At 37.5% G+C, this 24,472-nt stretch carries 26 protein-coding genes; 13 read left to right on the top strand and 13 right to left on the bottom strand.

Translation table 11 applies throughout. The annotated features are described in order from the left end of the window. Positions 1-6 precede the first annotated feature (6 nt). The 3 genes from H7A25_20685 to H7A25_20675 all read left to right on the top strand — a co-directional run bounded on the left by H7A25_20685 (position 7) and on the right by H7A25_20675 (position 1,759). On the top strand, positions 7-915 hold the full coding sequence (locus H7A25_20685; GenBank protein MCP5502325.1) for a phosphate ABC transporter substrate-binding protein: 909 nt from the start codon (positions 7-9) through the stop codon (positions 913-915). A gap of 285 nt (positions 916-1,200) precedes the next feature. Continuing rightward, positions 1,201-1,479 (top strand): TIGR04454 family lipoprotein, encoded by a 279-nt coding sequence (locus tag H7A25_20680; GenBank protein ID MCP5502324.1) that lies wholly within the window; start codon positions 1,201-1,203, stop codon positions 1,477-1,479. 4 nt (positions 1,480-1,483) lie between these two features. Next, positions 1,484-1,759, top strand: a complete 276-nt coding sequence (locus H7A25_20675; protein ID MCP5502323.1) for a TIGR04454 family lipoprotein — start codon at positions 1,484-1,486, stop codon at positions 1,757-1,759. Positions 1,760-1,820: 61 nt separating this feature from the next. On the opposite strand, the gene H7A25_20670 is transcribed toward H7A25_20675, so the two are convergent. Continuing rightward, complete coding sequence (locus tag H7A25_20670) at positions 1,821-3,119, bottom strand: DUF2252 family protein (protein ID MCP5502322.1); 1,299 nt, start codon at positions 3,117-3,119, stop codon at positions 1,821-1,823. A 224-nt stretch (positions 3,120-3,343) separates the two neighbouring features. Here H7A25_20670 and H7A25_20665 point away from each other — a divergent pair, with 224 nt between their 5' ends. From H7A25_20665 to H7A25_20645, 5 genes are all read left to right on the top strand, one after another. Next, positions 3,344-4,729, top strand: a complete 1,386-nt coding sequence (locus H7A25_20665; GenBank protein ID MCP5502321.1) for a tetratricopeptide repeat protein — start codon at positions 3,344-3,346, stop codon at positions 4,727-4,729. Next, positions 4,726-5,649 carry a bile acid:sodium symporter family protein gene (locus tag H7A25_20660; GenBank protein MCP5502320.1) on the top strand — a complete coding sequence of 308 codons (924 nt, stop codon included), beginning with the start codon at positions 4,726-4,728 and terminating at the stop codon, positions 5,647-5,649. Before H7A25_20665 ends, H7A25_20660 begins: the two co-directional genes overlap by 4 nt. A gap of 48 nt (positions 5,650-5,697) precedes the next feature. Further along, positions 5,698-5,859 carry a 50S ribosomal protein L33 gene (rpmG, locus tag H7A25_20655; GenBank protein MCP5502319.1) on the top strand — a complete coding sequence of 54 codons (162 nt, stop codon included), beginning with the start codon at positions 5,698-5,700 and terminating at the stop codon, positions 5,857-5,859. 1 nt (position 5,860) lies between these two features. Beyond that, complete coding sequence (locus H7A25_20650) at positions 5,861-6,295, top strand: TraR/DksA C4-type zinc finger protein (protein ID MCP5502318.1); 435 nt, start codon at positions 5,861-5,863, stop codon at positions 6,293-6,295. Positions 6,296-6,373: 78 nt separating this feature from the next. Then, a complete protein-coding gene (locus H7A25_20645) occupies positions 6,374-7,240 on the top strand; it encodes a hypothetical protein (protein ID MCP5502317.1) in 867 nt (288 codons plus the stop codon). On the opposite strand, the gene H7A25_20640 is transcribed toward H7A25_20645, so the two are convergent. Beyond that, entirely contained in the window at positions 7,237-8,229 is a 993-nt protein-coding gene (locus H7A25_20640) for an SUMF1/EgtB/PvdO family nonheme iron enzyme (protein MCP5502316.1), read from the bottom strand. The genes H7A25_20645 and H7A25_20640 overlap by 4 nt on opposite strands. A 157-nt stretch (positions 8,230-8,386) precedes the next feature. On the opposite strand from H7A25_20640, the gene asd reads away from it, so the two are divergent. From asd to pyk, 3 genes are read left to right on the top strand one after another with little or no spacing between them, the layout of a single operon-like run. Then, entirely contained in the window at positions 8,387-9,433 is a 1,047-nt protein-coding gene (gene asd / locus H7A25_20635) for an aspartate-semialdehyde dehydrogenase (protein MCP5502315.1), read from the top strand. Between the two features lie 11 nt (positions 9,434-9,444). Then, complete coding sequence (locus tag H7A25_20630) at positions 9,445-11,433, top strand: hypothetical protein (protein ID MCP5502314.1); 1,989 nt, start codon at positions 9,445-9,447, stop codon at positions 11,431-11,433. 6 nt (positions 11,434-11,439) lie between these two features. Then, positions 11,440-12,855: a pyruvate kinase gene (pyk, locus tag H7A25_20625; GenBank protein ID MCP5502313.1), complete on the top strand. Its 1,416-nt coding sequence runs from the start codon at positions 11,440-11,442 to the stop codon at positions 12,853-12,855. Here pyk and H7A25_20620 read toward each other — a convergent pair. From H7A25_20620 to H7A25_20610, 3 genes are read right to left on the bottom strand one after another with little or no spacing between them, the layout of a single operon-like run. Continuing rightward, positions 12,830-13,114, bottom strand: a complete 285-nt coding sequence (locus tag H7A25_20620; protein ID MCP5502312.1) for a hypothetical protein — start codon at positions 13,112-13,114, stop codon at positions 12,830-12,832. The two genes, pyk and H7A25_20620, sit on opposite strands and share 26 nt — an antisense overlap. A gap of 2 nt (positions 13,115-13,116) precedes the next feature. Further along, positions 13,117-13,473, bottom strand: coding sequence for a hypothetical protein (locus H7A25_20615; protein MCP5502311.1), 357 nt, complete (start codon positions 13,471-13,473; stop codon positions 13,117-13,119). Further along, positions 13,474-13,749 carry a DUF883 family protein gene (locus tag H7A25_20610; GenBank protein MCP5502310.1) on the bottom strand — a complete coding sequence of 92 codons (276 nt, stop codon included), beginning with the start codon at positions 13,747-13,749 and terminating at the stop codon, positions 13,474-13,476. Positions 13,750-13,887: 138 nt separating this feature from the next. On the opposite strand from H7A25_20610, the gene H7A25_20605 reads away from it, so the two are divergent. After that, positions 13,888-14,166: a 4a-hydroxytetrahydrobiopterin dehydratase gene (locus H7A25_20605; GenBank protein MCP5502309.1), complete on the top strand. Its 279-nt coding sequence runs from the start codon at positions 13,888-13,890 to the stop codon at positions 14,164-14,166. Positions 14,167-14,224: 58 nt separating this feature from the next. On the opposite strand, the gene H7A25_20600 is transcribed toward H7A25_20605, so the two are convergent. Beyond that, entirely contained in the window at positions 14,225-14,968 is a 744-nt protein-coding gene (locus H7A25_20600) for a response regulator transcription factor (GenBank protein MCP5502308.1), read from the bottom strand. Positions 14,969-15,158: 190 nt separating this feature from the next. Between H7A25_20600 and H7A25_20595 the strand changes: the two genes are divergently transcribed. Then, on the top strand, positions 15,159-15,563 hold the full coding sequence (locus tag H7A25_20595; protein MCP5502307.1) for a DUF4279 domain-containing protein: 405 nt from the start codon (positions 15,159-15,161) through the stop codon (positions 15,561-15,563). Here H7A25_20595 and H7A25_20590 read toward each other — a convergent pair. From H7A25_20590 to H7A25_20560, 7 genes are all read right to left on the bottom strand, one after another. Further along, on the bottom strand, positions 15,560-16,960 hold the full coding sequence (locus tag H7A25_20590; protein ID MCP5502306.1) for an MBOAT family protein: 1,401 nt from the start codon (positions 16,958-16,960) through the stop codon (positions 15,560-15,562). The two genes, H7A25_20595 and H7A25_20590, sit on opposite strands and share 4 nt — an antisense overlap. A 1-nt stretch (position 16,961) precedes the next feature. After that, a complete protein-coding gene (locus H7A25_20585; protein ID MCP5502305.1) occupies positions 16,962-18,092 on the bottom strand; it encodes an SGNH/GDSL hydrolase family protein in 1,131 nt (376 codons plus the stop codon). Between the two features lies 1 nt (position 18,093). After that, positions 18,094-19,506 carry an MBOAT family protein gene (locus tag H7A25_20580; protein MCP5502304.1) on the bottom strand — a complete coding sequence of 471 codons (1,413 nt, stop codon included), beginning with the start codon at positions 19,504-19,506 and terminating at the stop codon, positions 18,094-18,096. After that, the gene (locus H7A25_20575; GenBank protein ID MCP5502303.1) at positions 19,496-20,638 is read right to left on the bottom strand and encodes a glycosyltransferase family 4 protein; all 1,143 of its coding nucleotides are present in this window, start codon (positions 20,636-20,638) and stop codon (positions 19,496-19,498) included. The genes H7A25_20580 and H7A25_20575 overlap by 11 nt, the downstream gene beginning before the upstream one ends. Then, positions 20,639-21,703: a DUF1574 domain-containing protein gene (locus H7A25_20570; protein ID MCP5502302.1), complete on the bottom strand. Its 1,065-nt coding sequence runs from the start codon at positions 21,701-21,703 to the stop codon at positions 20,639-20,641. A gap of 264 nt (positions 21,704-21,967) precedes the next feature. Continuing rightward, on the bottom strand, positions 21,968-22,339 hold the full coding sequence (locus H7A25_20565) for a PLU-1-like domain protein (GenBank protein MCP5502301.1): 372 nt from the start codon (positions 22,337-22,339) through the stop codon (positions 21,968-21,970). A gap of 78 nt (positions 22,340-22,417) precedes the next feature. Continuing rightward, positions 22,418-24,439 (bottom strand): methyl-accepting chemotaxis protein, encoded by a 2,022-nt coding sequence (locus H7A25_20560; protein MCP5502300.1) that lies wholly within the window; start codon positions 24,437-24,439, stop codon positions 22,418-22,420. Positions 24,440-24,472 lie beyond the last annotated feature (33 nt).

Below are 24,472 nucleotides of genomic sequence, written 5' to 3'. Positions count from 1 at the left end.
GACTAAATGATTACAAAAATTACAATATTATTCTTAAGCCTTGGATTCTTATTTCATTGCCAGAAAGAATCCTTCCCTACCAGGTTAAAGGTAAAAGGTTCTGAAACCATGCACCATATGCTTGATTTCCTGGCCAAATCTTATAACAAGAAGCAAGAAAAATTTCTTATCGAAATCGAAGGTGGGGGGTCTAATTCAGGTATAAAAGCCTTGAAAGAAGGAAAAATCAGTATTGCGGCTATTTCCAGAGAACTTTCTGATAAAGACCTACCTGAATTGGAAAAAGGAGGTGAAATAGAAAAAATTCTAATAGCTTATGATGGTGCAGCTATTGTTGTACATCCGGAAAACAAACTCAAACAAATCTTTCTTGATCAGGTTCATAACATCTTTACCGGTAAAGTGAAAAATTGGAAAGAGATCGGCGGAGGAGATTTAAAAATCATCCCGGTTATCAGAAATGATAATTCCGGCACAGCCCATTTTTTTCGAGAGCATGTTTTACATAAAAAAGACCTCGGAGCAGAAGAATATAAAAAAAATATCAACACTATTTTTGTAGATTCTGCCAAAATCGTAAAAGACAATACAGAGATGGCCGCATTCATCTATCAGAATCCAGGTGCGGTAGGATTTATGGGTATGGGAAGCTTGATGGAAAATTCTTCAAAAATTAAGGGCCTGGCTTATGCAAAACAAGAAAAAGATGACTATGTATTACCCACCCCTAAAAATGTATTTGATAGAAAATATAAGCTTTCTAGAGGCTTATACTTTTTGTACCACAAAACAAATGAATTCAAGGTAAGCGACTTCACATCCTACATTCTTTCGGAAGAAGGACAGAAAAAAGTTTTAGAAAGCGGTTACCTGCGTTCTACCTTACCGGAAGTGGAAGTAAAAGCAAAACCCTGATAGGCAAGAATTATAACGGATACTGTTATCGTAGACCCTCATCTTTTTCGGTCACTGAGTGAGTCACCAATGGCTCGCTTACGATTAAAGTTATCCGTTATTTTTCTAAAACCTCAATACCAGATTCATATAAGAATTATAACATATTCTTATATACAATTACAGAATCTTACTGATTATACTATCTCTTTCTTATAAATTAGCTAACAAAAAAAGCTTGGCGTAAAAAGGGCTTTAAAAATAGTAGTAAAATCTTAGCATATAAGGGCTTGCCTGTTGGAATCTATGAAGGTTTTGCTACTGGTTTTTTATTTTTTATCCCTATTGGTTAGCTGTAGCCCCACAAAACACTCCAAAAAAGAGTGTAAGGGACCGGTAAAAAAAGTATTCCTGATAATACTTCAGGAATCGGATAAAGAAAAACAAGATCAATTAATGAATCTCAAAGATTCCTTACTGTCGATGATGGAAAAGGAATGCAGAAGCGGAGAGTACGAGCTGTCCTGCCTGCAAAAAGTGGAAAAGTTAACAGATGTACAGGCATGCAAAAAAATGAAGAGGTAACACTATGAAAAAACAAATCGCTGTAATCGCACTAACGCTTTCTTTTGCTCTGGTTAATTGTAACAAAGAATCAAAAACCAGTGCTGAATGTAAACCTGCACTTGACAAAGTTTTTGCTGCTATTGAGTCTTCTATTCCGGAGGAACAAAAAGCACAATTTGCTACTTTAAAAACTCAGGCAGAACCAGGACTTATGGATGCCTGCAAAAATGGTAAAATGGATCTGGAATGTATGAACAATGCAAAAGATCTTCAGGCAATGTTGACCTGCAAAAAATAATTTAATATTCACTACTTTTACGCTCAGGCGAGAGACTTTTCTCGCCTGCTTTCAGAAAAGACTAAGACTCCTGCAATAACTTTTTCCAATTATCGCAGAAAAATCCATAATCACGAAAAAGCTTTTCTGCATAATCTTTACAAATCCTTCCCGCCTCAGCTCGAAATTCTTTATGATTCCCATCGATTAGTTTCGTAAGTTCCTGGTGAAAGTTTCGATTCCCAATAGGTAAGCTTCCTCTAACATGCGAAGCTGCTAATATTTTAGTCCATTGTTTTACTAATTTCTCGAATTTCTTGACTGTATCTAATTTTTCGATTTCAAGTGATTCCTTATACGGAGAACGTTCTCTAACAGAAAATGACTTTTCATTAAGCTGGATGTAGCCGAGATGTTTATCAGCACGATACAATATGGATTTTTCAGCCTCAATTACACGTTTACCTTGAATCGGAAACATTTTCTTAAATTTATCCTGTTCATCCCTACTCAAAAAAGAATAAATCGTAGGAAAAGCCTGTTCTTTTATATCTAAAATCCTGCATGTATCCCCTCCTCTTTCTCCCCGTATTAAGACATAGTATCTGTTTGTTCCGTAAGAACCAATCCCTGAACCCAGCCTTTGAGCAGCATCCAAAACAGTAAAATAGTCTTTTCTTTCTCCCGGTTCTTTTTCTAAAGAACAGCAATAAACTTCTATCGCTTCTTTAATTTGTTTAAGTAAGTCTGAACTAAGAGATTGAAGTTCGGGCTTTTCACTTTCCGACAAAAATTTAGCCTCACCCTTAGAAATTCCTGTCCAGAGTTCCAACATCTTTTTTCTTGATTTTTTCTTTTCGACAGATTCTAAAAACTCATCCAACTTACCATCTGCATTTTCTTTCTGAATCCGAAATTCTATGGCCTCTTCTTTTCTAAAATTCTCAATCGAATCAAGATAAGACTCTAAAGTTTCTTCTAACAGTTCAGACAATTCTTCTTCTGTAAAAAAATTATGCCTGCCTGCTATCAGAACGCAGCTTCCAAGCCTCCAAACATCATAAAGATAGGATTGGATACTTGCCTCATCAAAATCATTCAGATCATATACAATTTCACCGGCAGAGTTTAAAAAAGCTCCATAATTACTCAGGTGCAGATCTCCCTGTATGAAGGTTTCGGTAGCCACTGAATAAAATTCAGATTGCAATAAGCGTTCCCGGTGAAAATCATAGAAATGAAGGGCAGTCCCCCGAAGAAAATTATAGGGGGATAGGGACATTTTTTCATATTTCTCCAGCCTGTATTCAGTCTGAAGCTTTTTATCATATTCCCACAACAAAGCCAAAAAAACATCCGGAGAGTTTTGATCTATTTGCATATTTAAAAACAGGGTACCGGGAACTTTTTAGTAAGCAAGCAGAAAAAGAAATCCCTATAAGGGAATCGACAAAGGCCCTGTCCGCACTTTCGAGCCCTCAGAGCTCCTTTGAGGGAAAAATAGCCTGAACTGTATTTTTCTCTTTACAAAACACGTCTCTTTCTCCGAACATGGACATATAACAGGGCATTTTTCCGTCAGATAACAAAGAGAGGAACCTGAGTTTGTATAAATTTATTTTTAAAATCTATATCATTGCATTTTTATTTATCATTACCCTCCCCCTATACTCCTACAGAGAAAACCTGGATAGAATCGCCTTACAACAGGAATACAAACACAGCTATAGCCTCTCCCAAATTCAATTAGAAAGATTCCATTTAAAAGATGCCCTGTTAAATGCTCAAAAAGCTCTCAAATTGGCAAAACAATACTTTGGAAGTAGCGGTTTTGACCTGATTGATCCCTATACCCTGATGGGTCTCGTACATTATGAACTGGGCAATTACCAAAAAGCACTAAATTTCTATTTTAAAGCCGAGAAATTAATGTTGTATAATCTGGACAATGACCATATTTACTATGCAGTTACCTACAACAATATCGGTCTTGCCTATGAAAAGCTCGCAAACTACAACCGTGCGGAGCATTACCTACAAAAAAGCCTGGAAATTAAAATCAAGCATCTGGGTCGTCTCCATAATTCAGTCGGCACCGCCTATAATAGCCTCGGACTTTTAGAATATTCCCTCGGAAGATACGAAAAAGCATTGAATTATTATTTTTCAGCCCTCAAGATAAAAAGTAAAGCAAAAGGGAAGATGAGCATGGCAGTTGCGAATATCTATAACAACATCGGCCTTGTCTATCAGGATCTGGGTGAATATAAAAAGTCCTACAACTATCACAAAAAAGCACTTGGGATCAAAGAAAGAATTGGAAATTTCTCTGCCATCCCCCTCGCAACAACCTACAACAGTCTGGCAAGACTCTACTATGAATTAGGAAAATATAAAAAGTCTGAATCCCTGTTCAAACGTTCCCTGCGACTAAAAAAAGAATTTTTAGGAGAAAATCATCCGGACATAGCGGTAATATATAATGGAATGGGAAACTGCTACTACAGTCAGGATAAATATGCAGAAGCAAAAAAAGTTTATCAAAAAGCTTACCAGATACGTAAAAACTTTTTCCCGGAAAGTCATCCCGAAATAGCCAAGATTTATAATAATATAGCCAACATTTATGAAATGACAGGACATTTCATAAAATCGGAAACACTTCATAAGAAGGCACTTGACCTTAAACTTCATCACCTCGGAGAATACCACCCCACAGTTACCAACAGTCTTGAAAACCTCGCCGTCCATTATAACAACAATGATAGAACCAATATGGCCATTGAATTAACCCTGCGTTCTTTACGCCTGCGTAAAAACCTCTTCGGAGAAACTACCCGAAGCCTCATTCCAACCTATCGTAAACTAAATGATTTTTATAAAAAGTTAGGAAACTCTAAACAGGCTGGAATTTACTTAGATAAAATGAAAGCTCTCGAAAAAATTTTCCCGGCCAAAAGCAAAGTTTTAAATATAGAAGTACGAGGCTGAATCTGGATAATTTCAGCCATCGGCTAACGTCTCTTTTCCCTTACATTCTGCTTCTTGCATCCGGACTCAGTTTCTACAGGCCTGAACTTTTCACCTGGTTTTCCGGTATTTATATCACCCTGGGACTGGGGTGTATCATGCTCGGAATGGGTCTTACCTTAAATACAGCAGACTTCCGAAGGGTTTTGCAATATCCAAAATCTATTTTGCTGGGCATCTTCTTACAATACAGTATTATGCCCTTTTCCTCTTTTTTTATTGCCAGGCTCTTTCAATTACCGGATGAATTTATTGTAGGAATGGTCCTTGTAGGTTCCTGTCCCGGAGGAACTGCCTCCAATGTAATCTCCTATATAGCAAAAGCAAATGTGGCTCTTTCTGTCAGTATGACAGCTTTATCCACACTCTTAGCTGTTTTCCTTACACCGACCTTAAGTACAGTTCTTGCTTCCTCTACTCTAGAGGTAAATTCAATGGGTCTTTTGATCAGTACATTTGAAGTAGTGATTATACCGGTATCTCTTGGAATCATTCTAAACACATTTTTTCATCGTAGTGCTGAGAAATTATCCAAAGCCTCTCCTTTTATCGCAGTAATTTTTATTGTACTAATAGTAGCCTCCATTCTGGGTTCTTCCTCTCAGGCCCTCTTACAATCCGGACCTTCTTTATTGCTGGCCGTATTTACCCTACATTCTATTGGTTTTGTTAGTGGATATTTCATAAGTTTTGTATTAAATCGAGACAAAATAATCTCTCGAACCATATCAATTGAAGTGGGGATGCAGAACTCAGGTTTAGCCGTTCATCTCGCCAACCAAAATTTTACCCAGCCTTTAATTGCAGTACCCGGAGCCATTTCCAGTTTAATACACTCTATAATAGGAAGCATCCTCGCAGCCATTTGGAATAAAAAATAATATTATTTATTTGACTTTTCCTAGCCAGACTATTTCATTGCTAAAATTATGAGAGAACTGATCAAACTTGCTTGTACTGGCTGCGAGAAACCCGGCAAATCAACCTATTTTCAAACTAAGAATAAAAAGACGAAATCAGAAAAGCTTATTACTAAGAAATATTGCAAATTCTGTAAAAAACACGCAGATCACAAAGAAACAAAGGTTTAAGATGCCTAAGGCTTTAGATCCAAAAGTAACTAAAGAACTGAAGGAAGCTCTGTTAGAAAAAAAAGTTTCTCTTCTGGAAAAGTTGAATGTCTGGGAAGACAAAAGTTCTCCCTCCGGAATGAAAGAGATGGGAGACCTGGCAGACATGGCTTCTGAAATTAATGAAGAAGCTTTGAGTTCAGTTTTAACCGAAAACGAGATAGATCTTCTGAATCAAATAGAACATGCTCTTCAAAAAATTGAAGATGGTACCTATGGGATCTGCGAAGGAACTAACAAAAAAATTCCTCTTGCTCGCTTGCGTGCCATACCCTGGACTCCCTATACCATCGAATACGCTGAGATAGCTTCAAAAAATAAAGCCAAGCATATTTCTAAAGGAAGCAGTGATCAATTTCATTCCAAAGGAAACATGGAATCTGACTATTTTGATTAAAAATAACCCTGAAAACTCAGGGTTGTTTCTCTAATTTTTTACTTGTAAAGGGTGTAATATGGGTGATTCCATTTCCCTATGAGAATCTTTACATACCTTTTTCTTCTGGTTCTTCTACACGGATCTCTATATCCTTCATCTGAAATCAAAAAAATCCACTGGAATAAATACCTGGTTACCTATAAAGAACGAAAACTAAAGAATTCCTATTTAAAAGATGTAGTTTTAGAGTTCCAGAATCTGGAAACCCAGAAAATCGAATACCAGGTAGCAAACTCCGGCCTGCCTCTCGAATTTACTGCACGTAAAATGAAAAGTGGCGAGTTTCTATATTTATTAATGTCCGAAGGAAATAAACACGGTAGCAAACCCAGCCTGCATTATTTCATAATAGAAAAAGATAAGGTAATAAAGAAAACACTTCAAGCGGAAACTCCTCCCATCTTTTTGGATGTAGATGGTGACAGTTATCCGGAAATCCTGATCAAAAATACTCAATTTGAAGACTTTTCTTTTTGGGCAGAGGACCTCGGTACCTGCAAACTTACAGATAAGAAGTTCACCTTTCAAAAGGAAAACAGTCCAAAATTTCCCATTATCTATTACTTCAATGAAGGAAAGGAACTAAAAAGGGTTACCTTTAGCCATAAAGGTTTCTTTCATCAGGACTTTCAGGAAGAAGAAGAATGGCTGGAGAAGAATGAAGGAAAATTCTTAAATACTTCGAAAAAAGAAGATCATCCGGATATAAGAAGAGTACTGGTATACTATTATTATTCAGCCCGCTCATCACAAGAAAAACGGGCCTTACTCAAACTAAAAAATAGCAAACTTTCCATCCTACTTTCCTGCGTAAAAAACAATGAATCTACCGAACACCTTCTAAGCATGATGTATCTACTAACAAAATATCGAAACCAGATCCTCTGGAATTCTGAAGATTAATTCCTGTATTTGGAGTCTTTTGCACAGCGAAAACCGAAATGGTGAAACTCCGGATGATTTTCCGGAATATGAGAACGTCTTCTGGAAGCCCTGGAAATCGAACCCGGCCACCACCAGGCTCCTCCCTTTACAACTCTACGATGAAAGCCCTTGCAGGGTTCTTTTCCTTCACAGGGACCCTTTGGGTCATTTCCCCGACAGGAATCACCACATTTCGCATAGGAGGATGTATAATAATCGCTTACCCATTCCCAGGAATTTCCGGCCATATCAAAAAGACCGTATATTCCGGGTGGCCTCGTTCCCACATTATCCGTGTGCATATGCCAGTCTTTTTCGGTTATCCGGGGTAAACAACCCTTGTGACCTTTTTCTTCGATTACAGCCCGCTTACAATCAGCTACTTCGTTTCCCCAGGGATAAAGGTTTCCGTCCGGGCCCCTGGCAGCCTTTTCCCATTCTGCTTCTGTAGGTAACCGCTTTCCTACAAATTCACAGTATTCTTTTGCCGAATACCAGCTAATTCCTACCATAGGTTGCTGAGGGCGGGTATATCTCCAACCGTAATTCGGACGAACCTGCTTGCATTTTCCGGTTTTAAGGCAATCTTTACATTTACCAGCCTCAAAACATTTTTGAAAATCCTCATTAGTTACCTCATAAATGTCTATATAATATTCAGATAAATAGACCTTTTCTTCCGGTCTTTCATCTTTTTCAAAACGATTACTTCCCCGGATAAACTCTCCTGCGGGTATGCACTTCATACCGGGAATGTCTTCTATACATTCTCCGAACTTCCAGTTTTCCGGAAGACTCTGATCCAGCGGAGCGGGCTTTCTGACTTTTTTATTCTCTTCTGTTTGCTTGATAGCCAGAGAATCCTGGAGAATATAATAAATCGGCTCGGAAAGAATGGTTCCTGTAAGTAATAAAAAGGAAAACCCGAAAGAAATAAGAGATAATTTCTTTTTTTCGGTTTTTTTCATAGGTTTCACTTTTTTATAAAGAGTTTTTTTTTCCACCTTGAAAATAGAATTATAGAAAAAACAGGCAATACTCAGGATAAATTCTTCGATAGTGAAAAATAAAAATTACTTTATTCCAGAGGGTAGTACAAAAACTATTCCTTAAAAGGTATAAAATATGAGAAAAGTCAAGGTCGGTATTTTAGGTGCTACAGGTTCAGTAGGACAGAGGTTTATACAACTTTTAGAGAATCATGAATTCTTCGAAGTAGTAGCTCTCGGTGCATCCGAAAGGAGTATGGGAAAAACCTATGGGGAAGTAATGAGTTCCCGCTGGAAAATTTCAGGGAATATCCCTGAGTATGCAAAAAATATTACCATAGTAGAATGTATACCTGAACAAATGAAAGATGTAAAACTGGTTTTCTCAGGTATGGACGCAACCGTTGCCGGAGAAGTAGAAACAGAATTTGCAAAAGCCGGTGTAATGGTAATTTCTAATTCAAAAAACCATCGCTACGATAAAAACGTTCCGATTCTCTCCGCTGAAGTGAACCCGGAACACCTTGAAGTCTTAAAATTTCAGGATACACCCGGAAAAATTATCACGAATTCTAACTGTACCATTATGGGTGTAACCATTACCTTAAAACCTCTCATGGAACATTTTGGTATCGAATCCATGGCTCTTTTCTCCATGCAAGCCATTTCCGGAGCCGGTTATCCGGGCGTGCCCAGTATGGATATTTTAGGAAATGTAATTCCCTTTATCGGAGGGGAAGAAGACAAGGCCGAAAAGGAACCCCTTAAATGTCTTGGAGAAGTAAAAAACGGAGAAATTGTTAATGCAAATTTTCCAATTTCTGCACATTGTAACCGTGTTCCGGTTTTTGATGGACATACAGTTTGCATCTCTATAAAGTTAAAGAAAAAGGCTTCCAGAGAAGAAATTTTAAAAGTCTGGAATGAATTTAAGGGGGAGCCTCAAAAGTTAAACCTTCCCCTGGCCCCGGAAAAACCCATTATATATAGAGAGGAAACCGATAGGCCACAACCCAGGCTGGATCTGGATACAGGAAAAGGAATGGCAGTAACTGTAGGACGTTTGAGGGAAGATAAAATATTTGATTTCAAATATGTAGTTTTCAGCCACAATACTATTCGTGGTGCTGCCGGTGCAGCTATTTTAAATGCGGAATTAATGTATAAAAAAGATTTAATATAAGTAGGAAAACCTTGGAAGAAACTGATATTTCAAAATTCGTTAGAGTTGTAGACTATAATGCCGGCCTTCAGGTGGTTCAGGGACAGGAAGGAAGGGACTTTAACTTTAAGGGAATACACAAACTCTATTTAGTAGTAGGAGAATGGACGGAACGCTTTATAACCAACCGAGCCCTACCTAATATAGAACAATTGGCAAGGGAAGTAGGAATAGAGACTGAACAGGCAGAGATGTATATACACCACCTCTGTCTGAAAAACAACCCTCCCCTGATTAAAAAGCTTTCCGTGCTGGAATTCGATCCCGCAAACTCGGCCAAAGTAGAAGATATTTCCAAGGTTTTATCCCTGAATACAGTATTTGCACGTCCAACAAACCTCGATGCAGGTTCCGCACAGAGGTACATTAATGGTTGTAATGATAGAAGCATCGAGTCCATAAAAAAAGCCTTAAAACAGAACCGAAAACCTTATAAAGGAGATAAGTTCAAAGATCTAATTTTTACTAAAATCCAATCCAATAGATTATGTGATACCTATGCATCTTTTGATATTACAAAACTATTCAATTCCGAGCTGGATACAAAAAAGGAGCAAAAAGAAGCGACTCGCCTTCTTCACCTTGAACCGATTTTGGATAAACTGGTAGATGATAAAACCCTGGTATTTTTCCGAAATGATAAAACAGACAAAGAACAGAATCGAAAAATCCATCTTTATAATGACAGAGAAGAAATCATTGACCGCATCAATTTCTATGTAGAATATGTTCGTTCCCAGATTGTTCCGGGGATGGTTAAACTTGGAATTGTTTCCGAAATTCGTGATTCAGATTATAAAGACTTTGGTGCCCTGGCAACCAACCTATTAAAATTCGTAGATTCTTCACACGGAGACCAAAAGACGGTATTGGAAGAGCTGATTCTTCTTGGCACTTATTATGAAAACTACCAGGAGGAAATGGTTAAGAATAAGCTGAAAGACCAGATTGATGAGATTCTAAAGCTTCTAATGAACTCCGGTAAAGTTGTGGATATTAATAATATTCGAGTAAAAGGAAAGGCTTTAGACAAGGAAATGATCCCTCATATCCTTTCTAATGAAAACATTCTATACTCAGAATATGGGGATAAAAAAAATTATTTTGAATTCATCCTGCATAAATCCTGTTCAAGAAAGGCTCTTGAAAGTGCCAGAAAAGAGTTCAAAGCCACAGGAAATGATGTTATGCTCAGGGTACTCGACAGAATGGGTGTAATGGACCACCTGAGTCCCGAAGAGAAAAAGGAATTTTCCAAATTGGAAATGGAATCTCTATTTAAATATCTTCCGTTTATGACTCGGCTCTGGAGAACCATCCTCGGAAATATTTATGTAACACCGGAAGAGGCCGCTTTCATTCGCAGACAACAGGAAGAACTCCAGAAAAAGCGTATTATCCAATCCAAGATGAAAGTAATTCAAAAAGAGCAATCCCGTCTGGCTGAAGAACGGATGAAAGGGGCAGAAAAAATGGATGAGAAATTAAACAAAGCCCTTACTACCGACCCGAATAGCTCAGAGTTTCAGGATGATATAGATCCAAACAGCGATACTGCCAAACAACTGGCATTTTTAGAAGAAAAAGATGCCCAGGAATTAAAAAAGACCATCCTAAAAACCCTGGATTCAGCCTGGGATGCAAAAGAATTCCCAAATCGTGAATTCATACAACAATCTATGCAGGGAGCTATGTCTGAGGAACAATTGATTGCCTTTTTAAAAAAGTATCTGACTAAAGATATTCTTTCCTTTCAGATAAAAACCAAAGTGAATCCGGAAAAATATAAATGGCCGGTCTTAATTTCCAAGACCTACCTGAAACGGAAAGGAATGGCACTTCTGGATCTGGCTCAAAAAGAAACGGATGCTCAGCGCAAGTCTCAGATGCCTAATCAGGAGAAATACGATATTTATATTTCACTGGAAGACTTTCTTTTAAAGCTAATTAAAAATAAATAGACCTGTATGGGTATCTTTCGTAAAACAAAAATTATTTGTACCATAGGTCCTTCTACCTATAAATCCGAGATGATTCGTTCACTCGCAGATGCCGGGATGAATATCGCCAGATTAAATATGTCCCACGGAGACCACGAATTTCACAGGGGAATTATTCGCAAAATAAAAAATTTGAATAAAACCCTGAAATATCCCATCGGTATTCTAATCGATACCCAGGGTCCTGAAATCCGAACCGGAGAAGTTTCCACCGAACTGGATTTAAAAGTCGGAGAAATATTTAAATTCCATATTATCCCGGGTAGCGAGTCAGAAGAAAAGTCCGTCTTCGTAAACTATAAAGACATTGTAAGAGATTTAAAGGTAGGAGACAAGGTTACGGTTGACAACGGTCTGATTAATCTGACCGTATTGGAAATTAAAGAATCAGAGCTTATTTGCAAGGTTGTCGATGGTGGGAAATTAGGTAGCCGCAAACATATAAACTTACCCGGTATACGGGTAAATATGCCTTCTATTACCCAGAAAGATATGAGAGACATTCTTTTCGGTCTGGAAGAGGATATTGACTTCATAGCCCTTTCCTTCGTTCGTTCAGCAGAAGATGTATTAAGCCTGAGAAAACTAATTGAAGAAAAACAGGGGCACTCTCATATTATAGCCAAAATAGAGGATAAAGAAGCCGTTCAAAATTATAAGGAAATTATCAACGTATCCGATGGTGTAATGATTGCTAGAGGAGATCTGGGTGTAGAAATCGAACTTGAGGAACTACCTCTCGTTCAAAGGAAAATTATAAAAGAATGTGCCTTACAGGGAAAACGCGTCATTGTAGCAACCCACCTCCTCGAAAGCATGATTTCTAATCCCTTCCCTACTCGAGCCGAGATCACCGATATTTCCAATGCAGTTTTTGAAGAAGTCGATGCTATTATGCTCTCAGGAGAAACAGCAACGGGTAAATATCCGGTCCGTTGTGTAGAAATGCTTCATAAAGTAGCTCTGAAAGTAGAGCAATCCCGTGGTGGAGTGCAATATGCCCGTGAGAGAAAACCGGGTGATATAAAAGAGACCCTGGCGAAATCGGTTGTATCTCTGGCAGATTCTATAGAAGCACCGGCCATTCTGACAATAACCCGGAGGGGCATAACTGCAAATAACCTATCCGCTTTTCATCCGGAAATTGCGGTTATCCATGCTTTTACAAACATGACATCTGTGCGTAGAAAGCTCTGGTTAAACCGGGCCGTACTGCCTTATCGGATTGATTTTTCCAGTGATCCGGAAAAGACAATAAGTCTCGCTATTGATACCCTGAAGAAAAATGATATGGTTAAAGAAGGAGACCAGGTAGTAATTCTTTCTGACGTAATTGCAGGTGAAGACAGAGTCGACACTATTCAGGTGAGGACTGTGAAGTAGGTTTTTCTTCTTCTGCTTCGCTTGACTTAAAAAGAGCCCCGAGGTAAGTTTCCAGCCTATCAACTAATCCCAATTCTTTCACTGCCAGAATAATACTGCGAGTATAGTTAACCCTCGATTTCATTTTTTCCACATCAAGTCGGAGATTTAACCTCTGTATATGTAATAACATCCGAAGTTCATCTTTTGTCATATCTTTCGGAGCTTTATCAGAATAGGAAACATTCTTATCAAAAGGATTTATCGGGAACCTGGACATACTTAGAAATTAGTTTTTTTAATCAGGAGATACACAAGAATCAAAGGGATAAAAAATAAACCGGAACCCATCACGAGGGAAGCTTTCAAACTATCCTGTTGAAATACATCCAACAATCCCTGAAAACCTGCATATACCAAAAAAACAATCCCCGTACAGTTAAGAAATAAAAGAAGAACTGCAATAACTAAAAATATAGCCAGGCGGTTAAATTTTTCATTTGCCAGTTTCTGAGAATAAATAAGAAGAGTCTCAAAATAAATCATTAAATGGTCGAAAAGGCCAAGAGCCTCTTCTAACATTTCTTTATGCCCGCTTTCTTTTTCCGGCTCGGGAACTTCGGAAATTGGTTCTGACAATTACTTTCTACGAATTAAAAGTCCTATGGCCAGACCGAGACCTATCCCCACTCCAAGCCCGACAAGGGCAGACTTTTGTGGATTCTTTGTGATATAGTCTCCTACTTTATCGATCACCTGCTTGGCTTTTGTGCCGGCTTCATCACCCATATGTTTAATTTTTTCTGAAAAATCGGATACCTGTTCCAAGTAATTCTCCCTGGCTCTTTGTTTTATTCGGTTGGATTCTGCTTTTAAAAGCTTAAATTCCCTTGCGAATTCTTCTGCTCTACCCATAAAATAAACCTATTTCTAGTATATAAACATAAAAAAATTATCAATCATTAATTTCAAAGGGTTTAAAAAAAGATCTTTTTTCTATAAAAGACTTTACAATCGACCTAATTACTAAACTATCTTAAAGCTTAAGAAATTATGGACACGCAAGCTATTGAAGAAAAACTCATCGAACTTCCCGATTGGAATTATGAAAGCAAATGCCTTTGTAAAGAATATCAGTTTAAAACCTATCTGGATTCCATAGATTTTGTACAAAAAGTAGGTTTAAAAGCAGAAACAATCGATCATCACCCCAGAATAATCATAGATTACAAAAAAATTAGAATCGAACTGATTACTCATTCAGCAGGTGATGTTACAAGTGTAGATTTTAAACTGGCGAAAATGATAGAATCACTATATCATCAGATTTAAATTAAAAATTTTGCTCCCTTTTGCCAATAGACCTTAGGGGAGCAAATATTTTGGAATTTTATTTTTTCTGAGATTTTATAACAATCCTGTCGTAATTATCATTAAATCTATAACCAACACCCCAGATAGTTTCAATCCATTCGGGCTGGGCTGAATTCTTTTCAAGTTTCGAACGAATCCTTTTTATGTGACTGTCGATCATCCTTTCAAAACCATCCCATTCAATCCCCCATATTGCTTCGAGAATCATCTCACGAGAAAAAACCTTACCAGGAGAACTGGCAAGAAGATACAAAATCTCAAACTCTTTCCTTGAAATATTAATAATTTGTTCCTGAATCGTTACCCTGCGACGAACCGGATCGATCCGCAGAGCCCCTCGAATAATTTCTCCATCGGCTGTAATGGTTGAACGTGTCAAAGTATTTTTATTGGAACTATCCCATCTCCTGAAAAATACATCCACACGAGCCTTTAGCTCACGAGTAGAAAAAGGTTTGGTAATGTAATCATCAGCACCTAATTCCAGACCCATCACTCTATCAATCTCTTCACTTCTGGCAGTGAGAATAAAAATTGGTGTGGCTTCATCCCCTTTTCGGATAGTCCTGCAAATGTCAATCCCATCCATATCGGGAAGAGAAAGGTCTAAAATTAACATATCAGGTCTATTAGCTTTAAATACCTTTAAACCCTCTTCTCCGGTAGCTATAACTGTGGTTTCATAGCTTGCGGAATCAAGAGTTTTGCGGATTAATACTCCGATGTCCGGATCGTCTTCGATAATTAGAATTTTTTTCATGTTTCCTCAAGTTTTCTCAGTAAGATGGTAAGCCCTCATTTTTTCCGGGAAGCAATCGAGCCTACTACTTTTCCTACTTTTTGATTATAAAACAAGCTTCCTCAGTTCGTGTCAATAATTATTATAATTATTTCACTTTCTAAAAAAATTGATAGCAAAAAATTTAACTGTATTTTACATTTTCTTCAGTATGTTGAGTATACCGAAGTCTAAAGTCATTTTAATTTTAAGTGGACAGAACCTCGATCCTGCCCTTATAACCGAAAAGTCAGGCTTAAAACCCGACTATGAGCAAAACTCCTCATACAAAGATCTGAAAGGTAGACCCATGCCGGGTAAATGGCAGCTAAACTCCAGACTCTCCGCTTTCGAGGAATTAGAACAGCACATTCTTGATATTTTAAAAAGAATATCTGATAATAGGCAATTTTTTAAAGATATAGCAAAAGATTACACTGCCAAGCTATACTGTACAATAGAGTATTCAGGAGAAAATACGGATGGTTATCGATTAAGTTCAAGGACTCTCACTATCCTCGGAAGCCTTGGCTTTGAATTGGAAGTAGATACCTGGAAATTAGAAAGTAAAGCTTAAAATTGAAAATATACGAATTCCTTCCCTGTTCCACTGTAAAGACCGATTAGTATGAGCAAGAGCAGGAAAATGAGAGGAGTGAATACAGGTCTTATTTTCCATAAAACCCGTGGAAAATATTCCTTATATTCAAATATTTGAATCAGTAATGCTAAAAAACACAGTCCAATAACGGTTTCCGTTAATATAGAACTCTTGATATTTGAATTCCAGAGAAATACCTTTTCACTCACAAGGAAAAAATCAGACATGTTTTTCGATCTAAAGGGTATGGCACCCAGAAAAAATAAATGATATGTGAAGAAAATAGAGACAATTTTTCCCGGAAAACTCGGAAAAATTTGCTTAAAACCCAGTTTCTCCATGATTCTCTGGAGAACCAAAAAGAATCCATGAAAAAAACCCCAGATTACATAAGTCCAGGCTGCTCCATGCCAGAGTCCACCCAGCACAAAAGTTAAAACGAGATTAAACTGATTTCGAAATTCCCCCACCCTGCTTCCTCCGAGAGGAATATATAAATAGTCGCGTAACCAGGTAGAAAGGGTAATATGCCACCTTTGCCACATTTCACGCGGAGAAGCAGAAAGAAAAGGAGCTTTAAAGTTCTCAGGTATCTCATAGCCGAGAAGATAAGCCGCTCCCCTGGCTACATCTGTATAGCCTCCGAAGTCTCCATAAATCTGCCAGGTAAATCCATGAATCGCAATGAAAAGTTCAAAACTTGAATACTGAGATGGATTTTGCCAGACGGGGTCGATTACCCCGGCAATATTATCGGCAATTAAAACTTTTTTTACGATTCCGAGAGCCACCAAAAGCATTCCTTTATAAATATAATCTGACTTAAAATCGATTTCTGTTTTTCCCTGAAGTTGAGGTAAAAACTCATTAGCCCTCATAATCGGACCGGCGATTAACTGAGGGAAAAACATAATAAAAACCATATAGTTCAAAAGACTAATATCCTCTGTATATTTTCCTCGATATATATCGATTGTAAAGGCCAGTATCTGAAAAGTATAAAAACTAATAGCAAGAGGAAGTATAATCTTCAGAGAAGTACCGAACTCTTTAAACCATATAATTCCTGTTATATCGTATAAAACAGAATTTAGAAAATAGAAATACTTAAAAAATCCGAGATTTAATAAATTTATGAATACAATAAAAGTGATCATTTTTTTGGAACGATTCTTTTGTATGTAGCTTAGAAAGTAATAATTAATTACAACAACGACAAGAAAGTGAAAAAGAAAAGGTAAACTCCAACTTGCATAAAAAAGAATAGAAGCAATCAGGAGAGAGATCTCTTTTCCTTTATGACTCGGTACAGACCAGTAAACAACATAAACTATCAGAAAAAATATTAAAAACAATAAAGAAGTAAATAGCATACTAGTCCTTCATCAACCTATTGATATTTTTCTCAAGATACTGATTCAAATGCTCAGTAAATCGAATCATTCCATAATGATTCAAATGAATCAGATCATAAAAATAATCTCCATTTTTTTCCGGCAAAAATATATCCTGCAAATCAATTAGCTCTGCTTTTGCTCCATTCATTTTTCCTAACTCTTCTTTCCATAATTCAAATCTCTCTTTTTTATTTAACTCTTCAATTAAATCACTATAAGGAGCCATTACATTAATAATACGTATATTCTCTTTTTTTAATCTATCATAAATATACTTTAAACGCTTAAAATATAACTCGGTACTTTTATTTTTTTTGAATTCCTTTGTTGTGTTCTTTGCCAGTAAACAGGTATCATACAAAGCTTTTTTATGATAGTAATTCGAACCGACAGGAATCACTTCTCCATTGGCCGGATTTGTCTTCTTAATACAATCCTCAATACTCAACAGAGGATAATGAGAAATTTTTTCTCTGGAATCATTTTCAAAATCAGCAATGCCCGTATTAGGATTTTTCAAAGCCCTGAAGTAATGCTTCATCCTTTCACCGGGAGCTAAGAGAAAATGTCGCAGGTCCCTTCGATAAGCAATACTTCGAATTAACACAAAACCGTAATCCTCATAAGAAGGTTGATAATAAAATTTCTTTAGCTCTATAGCAGCCTGAATACGGTTAAACTCGGAAATCATAGCCAGGGTAGGTATCGAAAGATCGGTAGCTTGAACCCAGGGCATTGTAACCTCCATCACATGGATGAGAAGTTTTACCTTTTTAAATTTTCTTAAAACTTTTTCAGTAGCCAACTCCTGTACCAATAGCTCGGAACCCGGAATGGCAATCGATTGCACCTTATAGCCATATTTTCCCATAGATTCATTCATAGCTTTCATCGAAAGCCCCTGATAGGCAACGGAAGTTCCAAGGATCAAAATATCCGGATCATGTTCTTTTTGCTTTTCCTGCACATGATGAAGGATTCGGTTCACGTTCGCTGCGTATGAATTTTTCCTGAGAAAAGGAACATATAGTCCCAGTTGAAGAAGAACTTCCAAGATCAGGAAAAATAAAATTGGAATATAAAAACGTTTATCTTTATAAAAGTTCATATTAAAAATCGAAGTATAGGAATTTTTGTTTCTCGGTTGCTCCAAAAACGAGAATCAGGAATAAACTGGCAATATTTGCATAAATTAAACGGTTTCCCTGTTTTCCCATTTCCTCCACATTCCTCTTAGAAAAAATATAACTGGCTGCATAACAAATTACCAATAGAATGGCGTAATTATAATTTCGAAATGAAAGCATACTCATAGTATTCATGGGGATAAATAACATGGCTTTCATCATACCTATAGCTTTGGTCATATTTTCAGCTCGAAACATTACAAAACCAAAGGCAAGAAAAAACATGGTTATAACCCTTGAGAAAAGGTCATAGGCCATTCCTCCCTTTTCATTTAAGGTTTTTCTAAATTTAGTACGAGCATATTCTCTATGAAAATGTACCATAACGGCCTGCCATACACCCCAGGCAACAAAATGGTAGGCTGCACCGTGCCATACACCCCCAAAAAGCCAGGTAATATACAGGTTTCTGTAAGTTAGCCAGGTAGAACCTCTCGAACCTCCGAGGGGAATAAAAATGTAGTCTCGTATCCAGGTAGAAAAAGATATATGCCACTTCGTCCAATGCTCAGAAATATTGGCACAGGACATCGGAAAATTAAAATTGGCATCAAATTGGAAACCAAATAATCTCGCAACTCCAATCGCAATATCGGTATATCCGGCAAAGTCAAAATAGATTTGCCAGCCAAAGGCAATAGCACCCACCCAAATTTCAAGTGGACTCATAGTTTGATAATTAGCAAAAGTATTATTCACTACAACCCCGAGGTTGTCAGCAAAAACCAACTTTCGCATAAAACCAAGAAGAATTCTCGAAATGCTGATCTGTATGTCTTCGTTAGTGACGGTCAGACGATTACCTAAATCCCGGAAAAAGGTAGAAGCCCTAACGATAGGCCCTGCAACCAATTGCGGGAAAAAGGCTACATATAAAGAAAAATCAATAATTGACTTTTTAGCTTCAATTTCCTTTCTATAAACATCAATCGTATAGCTCATAGATTGAAAGGTATAAAACGAAATTCCTACCGGGAGAATAATCTCATATTTAGGAAAACGATAGGTTGTGAAAATATTTAGATCGTTAAATATACCCAGAAGAAAATTAGTATATTTAAAATAACTTAATAAGCCCAGGTTCCCGATAAGAGAAAGAGATAAAAACAGCTTCCTCTTTCGCTCAGACTGACCTTCTTTAGAAATCTGTAAAGCAACAAAGTAATCGAGTAAAGTAGAAGAAATGATAAGAAAAATAAAATTAGGATTCCAGGACATGTAAAAGTAATAAGACACAAGCAACAAAAAAATTCTCTCGGTCTTATTCTTTAGAAGATTCCCAACAATAATCACTACAAAAAAGAATATGAGAAATTCTACAGAGTTAAACAGCATTCTTTACTTCTCCGTATTTCTGCTCACATAATAGAAGCAGTTCCTTTTCTATTTTCTCCGCAGTTTTTTTCCAGGTCCAATCTTCCGCTTTCCAGGGAGTCTTTCTCGCGAAGTTACCTGTTTTCGCTATTTTTAGCATACTATCAGCCCAGGCCTGCACCTGCAAAGGAGGAACGAGATAATCCACAGATTCTTCTATAATTTCACGAAATACCGGGATCTCAGAAACCACACATTTCTTTTGTTCCACCAGGGCTTCGAGAATAGGAAGACCAAAACCTTCATGTAGAGATGGAAAAAAGAAAATCGCAGCATTCCGATAAAGGGAACTTAAGTGTTCTTCGGAGGGATTTTCAATAAAAAGAATTCCTTCGTTTTTTAGTTCTCCCCTGACAAGTTCCTGTAGGAGTGCCGAGTCCCCCCAGCCTTTTCTACCGGCCAGAACAAGAGAAAAATCCTTAGCCACATCGCTCTCTTTAAAAATACGGAATGCCCGTATCAAAGTTTCAAGATTCTTTCTGGGTTCTAAGGTTCCGATAGAAAAAAAATAGGGTTCTTTTATATCGGGAAGAATTTGAGAATTTTTCTCATTTTTGTTTACCCCCGGATAAACAAGTCGTAACTTGGAGCTTACGGCGGGCCTATAGGCTTCAATTTCTGTCATTGTATTTTTAGATAAGCATAAGATTCTATCTGCGTTTTTCATGGTTTTCGCAGACATAAGCCTGTGCTGCCAGTAGTTTCCTTTTGCCATAGTAGCAGGAGCTGAAACGAAATTCAAATCATGATAATTAACAATAGATGGCAGAGACAACTTCCAAAAGGGTAAAAGTTGCAAAGTTCCCCAAAAAATATGAACCCCGGATTCTTTCAGCATTTTTGGAAGAATAAAATTCAACCAGTATGCACCAAATTTCTTCACAACTTTTACTTCCAAATATTTTCGATTCGATTCAAGAAATGGAATAAATATCGGATCAATCTCCTTATTCGCCAGAAGAACAAAGTAAAAAGGAGAATCATCCCTGCACAAATAAGTCAGGGCTTCAAATAAATAACGGGAATTCCCGGTCATCCCGTAACAAAGAGGTCTTGCATCCAGACCCACCTTATATCTGGCGAGATAAGACATTTATTCCTGCTTTCCTTTTTTTATATTGTACAGCTTTACCATCGCATAACGTATAAACTTACGATAGCAATCTTTAGCCATATGTCCCCCATCAGCAAAGCTATTACAATAATAATCCGGATCTCTGTCCATATCCCAAATTTTATATGAATACTTCTTTGAAATCGCGGAAGCCCGTTTTTCCCACTCGGAAGCAAATGCTGCCTTTCGAATCAATTCCTGCATAGGAATGGAAGTCTGAGGCCATACGATTACGAGGGGAATCTGGTTTTCCTTACAAAGCTTTAGAGACTTCTCATAAAAGGTGTACTGCATATCAGAAGGCTTGTAGGAGCTATATATCCAGCTCAAAGTTCTATCACTGGTAGCTTTCAATACGGCAAAGTCCTTCTCTACATAAGAGGCAACAGGGGAAAGTGCATGTCCCCTATCTTTTAAAAGAGCTTCCCTCGTGGCATCCTTTATCTTAATACGAAGCTTCATTTTTTCCGGTTCTTGAAGACGACTCAGGGCTGTATCTATATAGGGCTTATTTTTCCCGCTGGCAAATAAAAACTTACCAAAATAAAAACTGAGATACGTCTTACCGAATAAGAAAGCATGTCGTAAGATAAAAATTGGATCGAAGCTATAAGTTAAATTGGACTTTCTAAAGACAGGAGTATTGTCATTAAATTGATAAGGATCTGCTTCAAGCAAAATAAATTCGGGCTTAACTCCATTATCAAGCAACTTCTCAAGATAATAGTAATAATAAGCCGGAGTAGTAACCGCAGAAGAAAGGTTGTATATATCCCAGTCAGGATAATATTCTTCTAATTCCCGCGCATCAAAGTACAAAAGTCTCGATGAACCGAGAACGACCATTAGCTTTTTATCGCCCTTCTTGCCTTTACCGTATTTATTTAACAGTTCCCGATAAATATCTTCTTTGGCTTCATAGTAAAGATAAGTAAAATCAGACTTTATATAGTCTTTTACCTTATCCAAAAGAAATAGCTTATCGAATAAAAATAATCCCAAAAAAAGAAAAAGCGGATATAATAAAAATTTTTTTTCTCTCATACACATAATTCCCGTGAAAGCCTGTATTCCGAAATGAGTCATGGAATACCCACCACAGGAAGTCCGCTTCAGGCTTATCGGACATTGAAGATCATATTCTCCATACGGGAATTTTGTGTAAATCGGAATTTATACTCAGGAAAAGTTTTCCAGGTATCAATTATCCTAAAGGAACCCAGGTATATTCCCTAAGAAAGTCGAGAGTTTTTTAAATTGCAGGCGAGCCACCGAAGGCTCACTTCCCAAAAAAACCGATTCGCAGGATTAAACCGCAGTAGCTAGAAGAACCGTTCTACGCCGCCTTTTCAGTTGTGCAAACCACTCAGATGTTTTCTTACTATAGTTCACCAGGTGCTTTAAATAGGGACGTTTTTCCGGATTAAGGATTTCCCTTGCTTCCTTAATAGTCTCTTCGATGATTTTCATGTGGAATGTAAAATAACTTGTGAATAAATCATAATAATTTGTTTCACAATCTTCCCATTTACGACCGGCAATATCTGTAAAAAATGCTTCCATATCCGCAAAGTCTTTATCATGATCCGCATCGTATGGAGTGTTAATGATAGCAATATTATCGGTTATATCTGTCAATCTTTGAAAATAGGCCTCCAGTTCTGGAAATGATTCTGGCATATCCTCATACCTCCAAAAAGGTTGTTTTTACCATATTTTTTTACGTCTTTATACGATCAAGTAAAATACTTTTTATTTTCAAACTTTAAAAAACTCTACTTTTGATTTTAAGGACTCAGCAATTCCTGCTACCGAAGAAGCATTATCTGCTAAATCTGTAGATGCAGAAGAATTGGACTGAGTAATCTCATTAATCACCGTTATTGATTTCACAATCTCCTGGAAAGAAAGTTTTTGTTCTCCCGTCTCAGATTCAATCTGGTTTGAAAAAGTTCGAACTGTAGCAATGTCGTTCTCAACAAGGTGATTAATGGAAATTTGCTTTTGCATAAAAGAAGCCACACTTTCCATGTGTTCGGCGACCGCATGAACCCCTACAAGAATCGTATTCGTCTTATCTATTAGAGTAGAAACATTTTCCATACCCAAATTTGTTTCATCGGCATTGGTTCGAATGATCCTATCAATATCCCTTATACTGACTGAGGTTTGCTCGGCAAGTCTTGAGATTTCATCGGCAACAACAGCAAATTCTCTGCCGGCATCCCCTGCCCTTTCCGCTTCTATGGCTGCATTTAAAGAGAGAAGGTTTATCTTTTTTGAAATGTCTCCTATTATTCCTATCACTTTTAGCATATCCCTGGAGCTCTTGTGCAGAGAGGTCATAGAGTCTTCCATTTCCTTTAAGGATTTTCCTGCAAGAAAAGCTTCTCTTGAAATTAGATGAATACTATCCTGAGTAGATTGAATACTCTGATTCATTCCCCGAATTTGTCCCGAAAGTTCCACTAATTTATCAATTAAGGAATCCAGATTCCGAGACTGGTGTTTTACTGTACCGGCAACTTTTTCTATCATGTGAAAAATACTTTCTATAGAAGAACTGATTTCTTCCGTGGTTGCTGCCTGGTTCTGTGTATTATCCGAATAACTTCTGGCAGAATTCGACATTTTTCTTGCTGAGGAAGCCAGTTCTACCGAAATTTCATTCACAATTTCCAGTACCCCACCTACGATCTCTGTGAAAGCATTAAAATTTAAAGCCAGCTTTCCAAGCTCATCATTAGGGATATCCTCGATCCTCTGCCTGACATCTCCAAAAGCAAGAGCCGTAAAAGCCTCCACAAGCTTATTAATGGGCCGTGTAATCGAATGGGTTCCAAAATAAAAGACAAATACTACCAGAAGCACCGATAAAACACAGACTCCTATCGTACCGAAAGCTATGGAATTCAGTGGGGCTGTAGTTTTGGACCTTGGAACTTCATAAACAACTATCCAGTCGGTGGAATTCATGGGAGCATAAATCAGGTCTGTGATTCCCCTCTTTTCATCAAAATATTCCAGAACCTTACTGGCTGTTTTATTCTCCAGGATCTGCTGAATCATCTGTTTTCCGATGTAATAGGAAATATTCCTTTGATAATCCTCTTCGGAAGAAGATAACTGTATCACTCCGGTTTTATCAATCAGCCAGATCCTTGCATCAAATTCAGTTTCAGTTCGTATAAACTCAGAAGCAAAACGATCAAAATTTAATGATATACCGGCTATACCCTGGGGATTGCCTGCTTCTCCTATCAGCACATTGATAAAAACCGAAATTTTATTACTGCCCATTTTCTTGCGGTTAATATTTATTTGCTTTTTAATACCGGAACGAAGTGTCCTCTCATACCATTCATTATAAGGCTCTTTCTTATCGAGGATGAAAAAGGTCTGTTTCCCGGAGGTATAATAATGATCCGTATCCTTATTTACTGCAAAAGCTGAACTGTATTCAAATTGTTCAATCAATAAATCCAGCTTCTTTTGAACGAATTTTGTCAGGACTTTATTTTTCTCTTTTTCAGAAAACCAGTCCCGAAGAAGGGGGTCATCTGCCAGCTGAAGGGAGGTTTCAATGGCCCTTTGAATACGGCTATCAATTTGCTCGGCTTTTAAGGAAGCAAGGTGAATGAGATCCGAAGACTGAAGCCTATCCAGAAGAGATACCCTTGCAAAAAAATAGCTCATGATACCGGTGACAGCCACCGCAAAGGTCAGGGCGACAATCGCCATTATAATGAACTTATTGCTAATCTTTTTAAATCTATCCATAGACCCCTAAAAAACCCTATCCATAGTATCGGT

The sequence above is a fragment of the Leptospiraceae bacterium genome (assembly GCA_024233835.1).
In the GTDB taxonomy this organism is placed as follows: domain Bacteria; phylum Spirochaetota; class Leptospiria; order Leptospirales; family Leptospiraceae; genus JACKPC01.
This window is presented reverse-complemented; position numbering and strand designations above follow the sequence as displayed.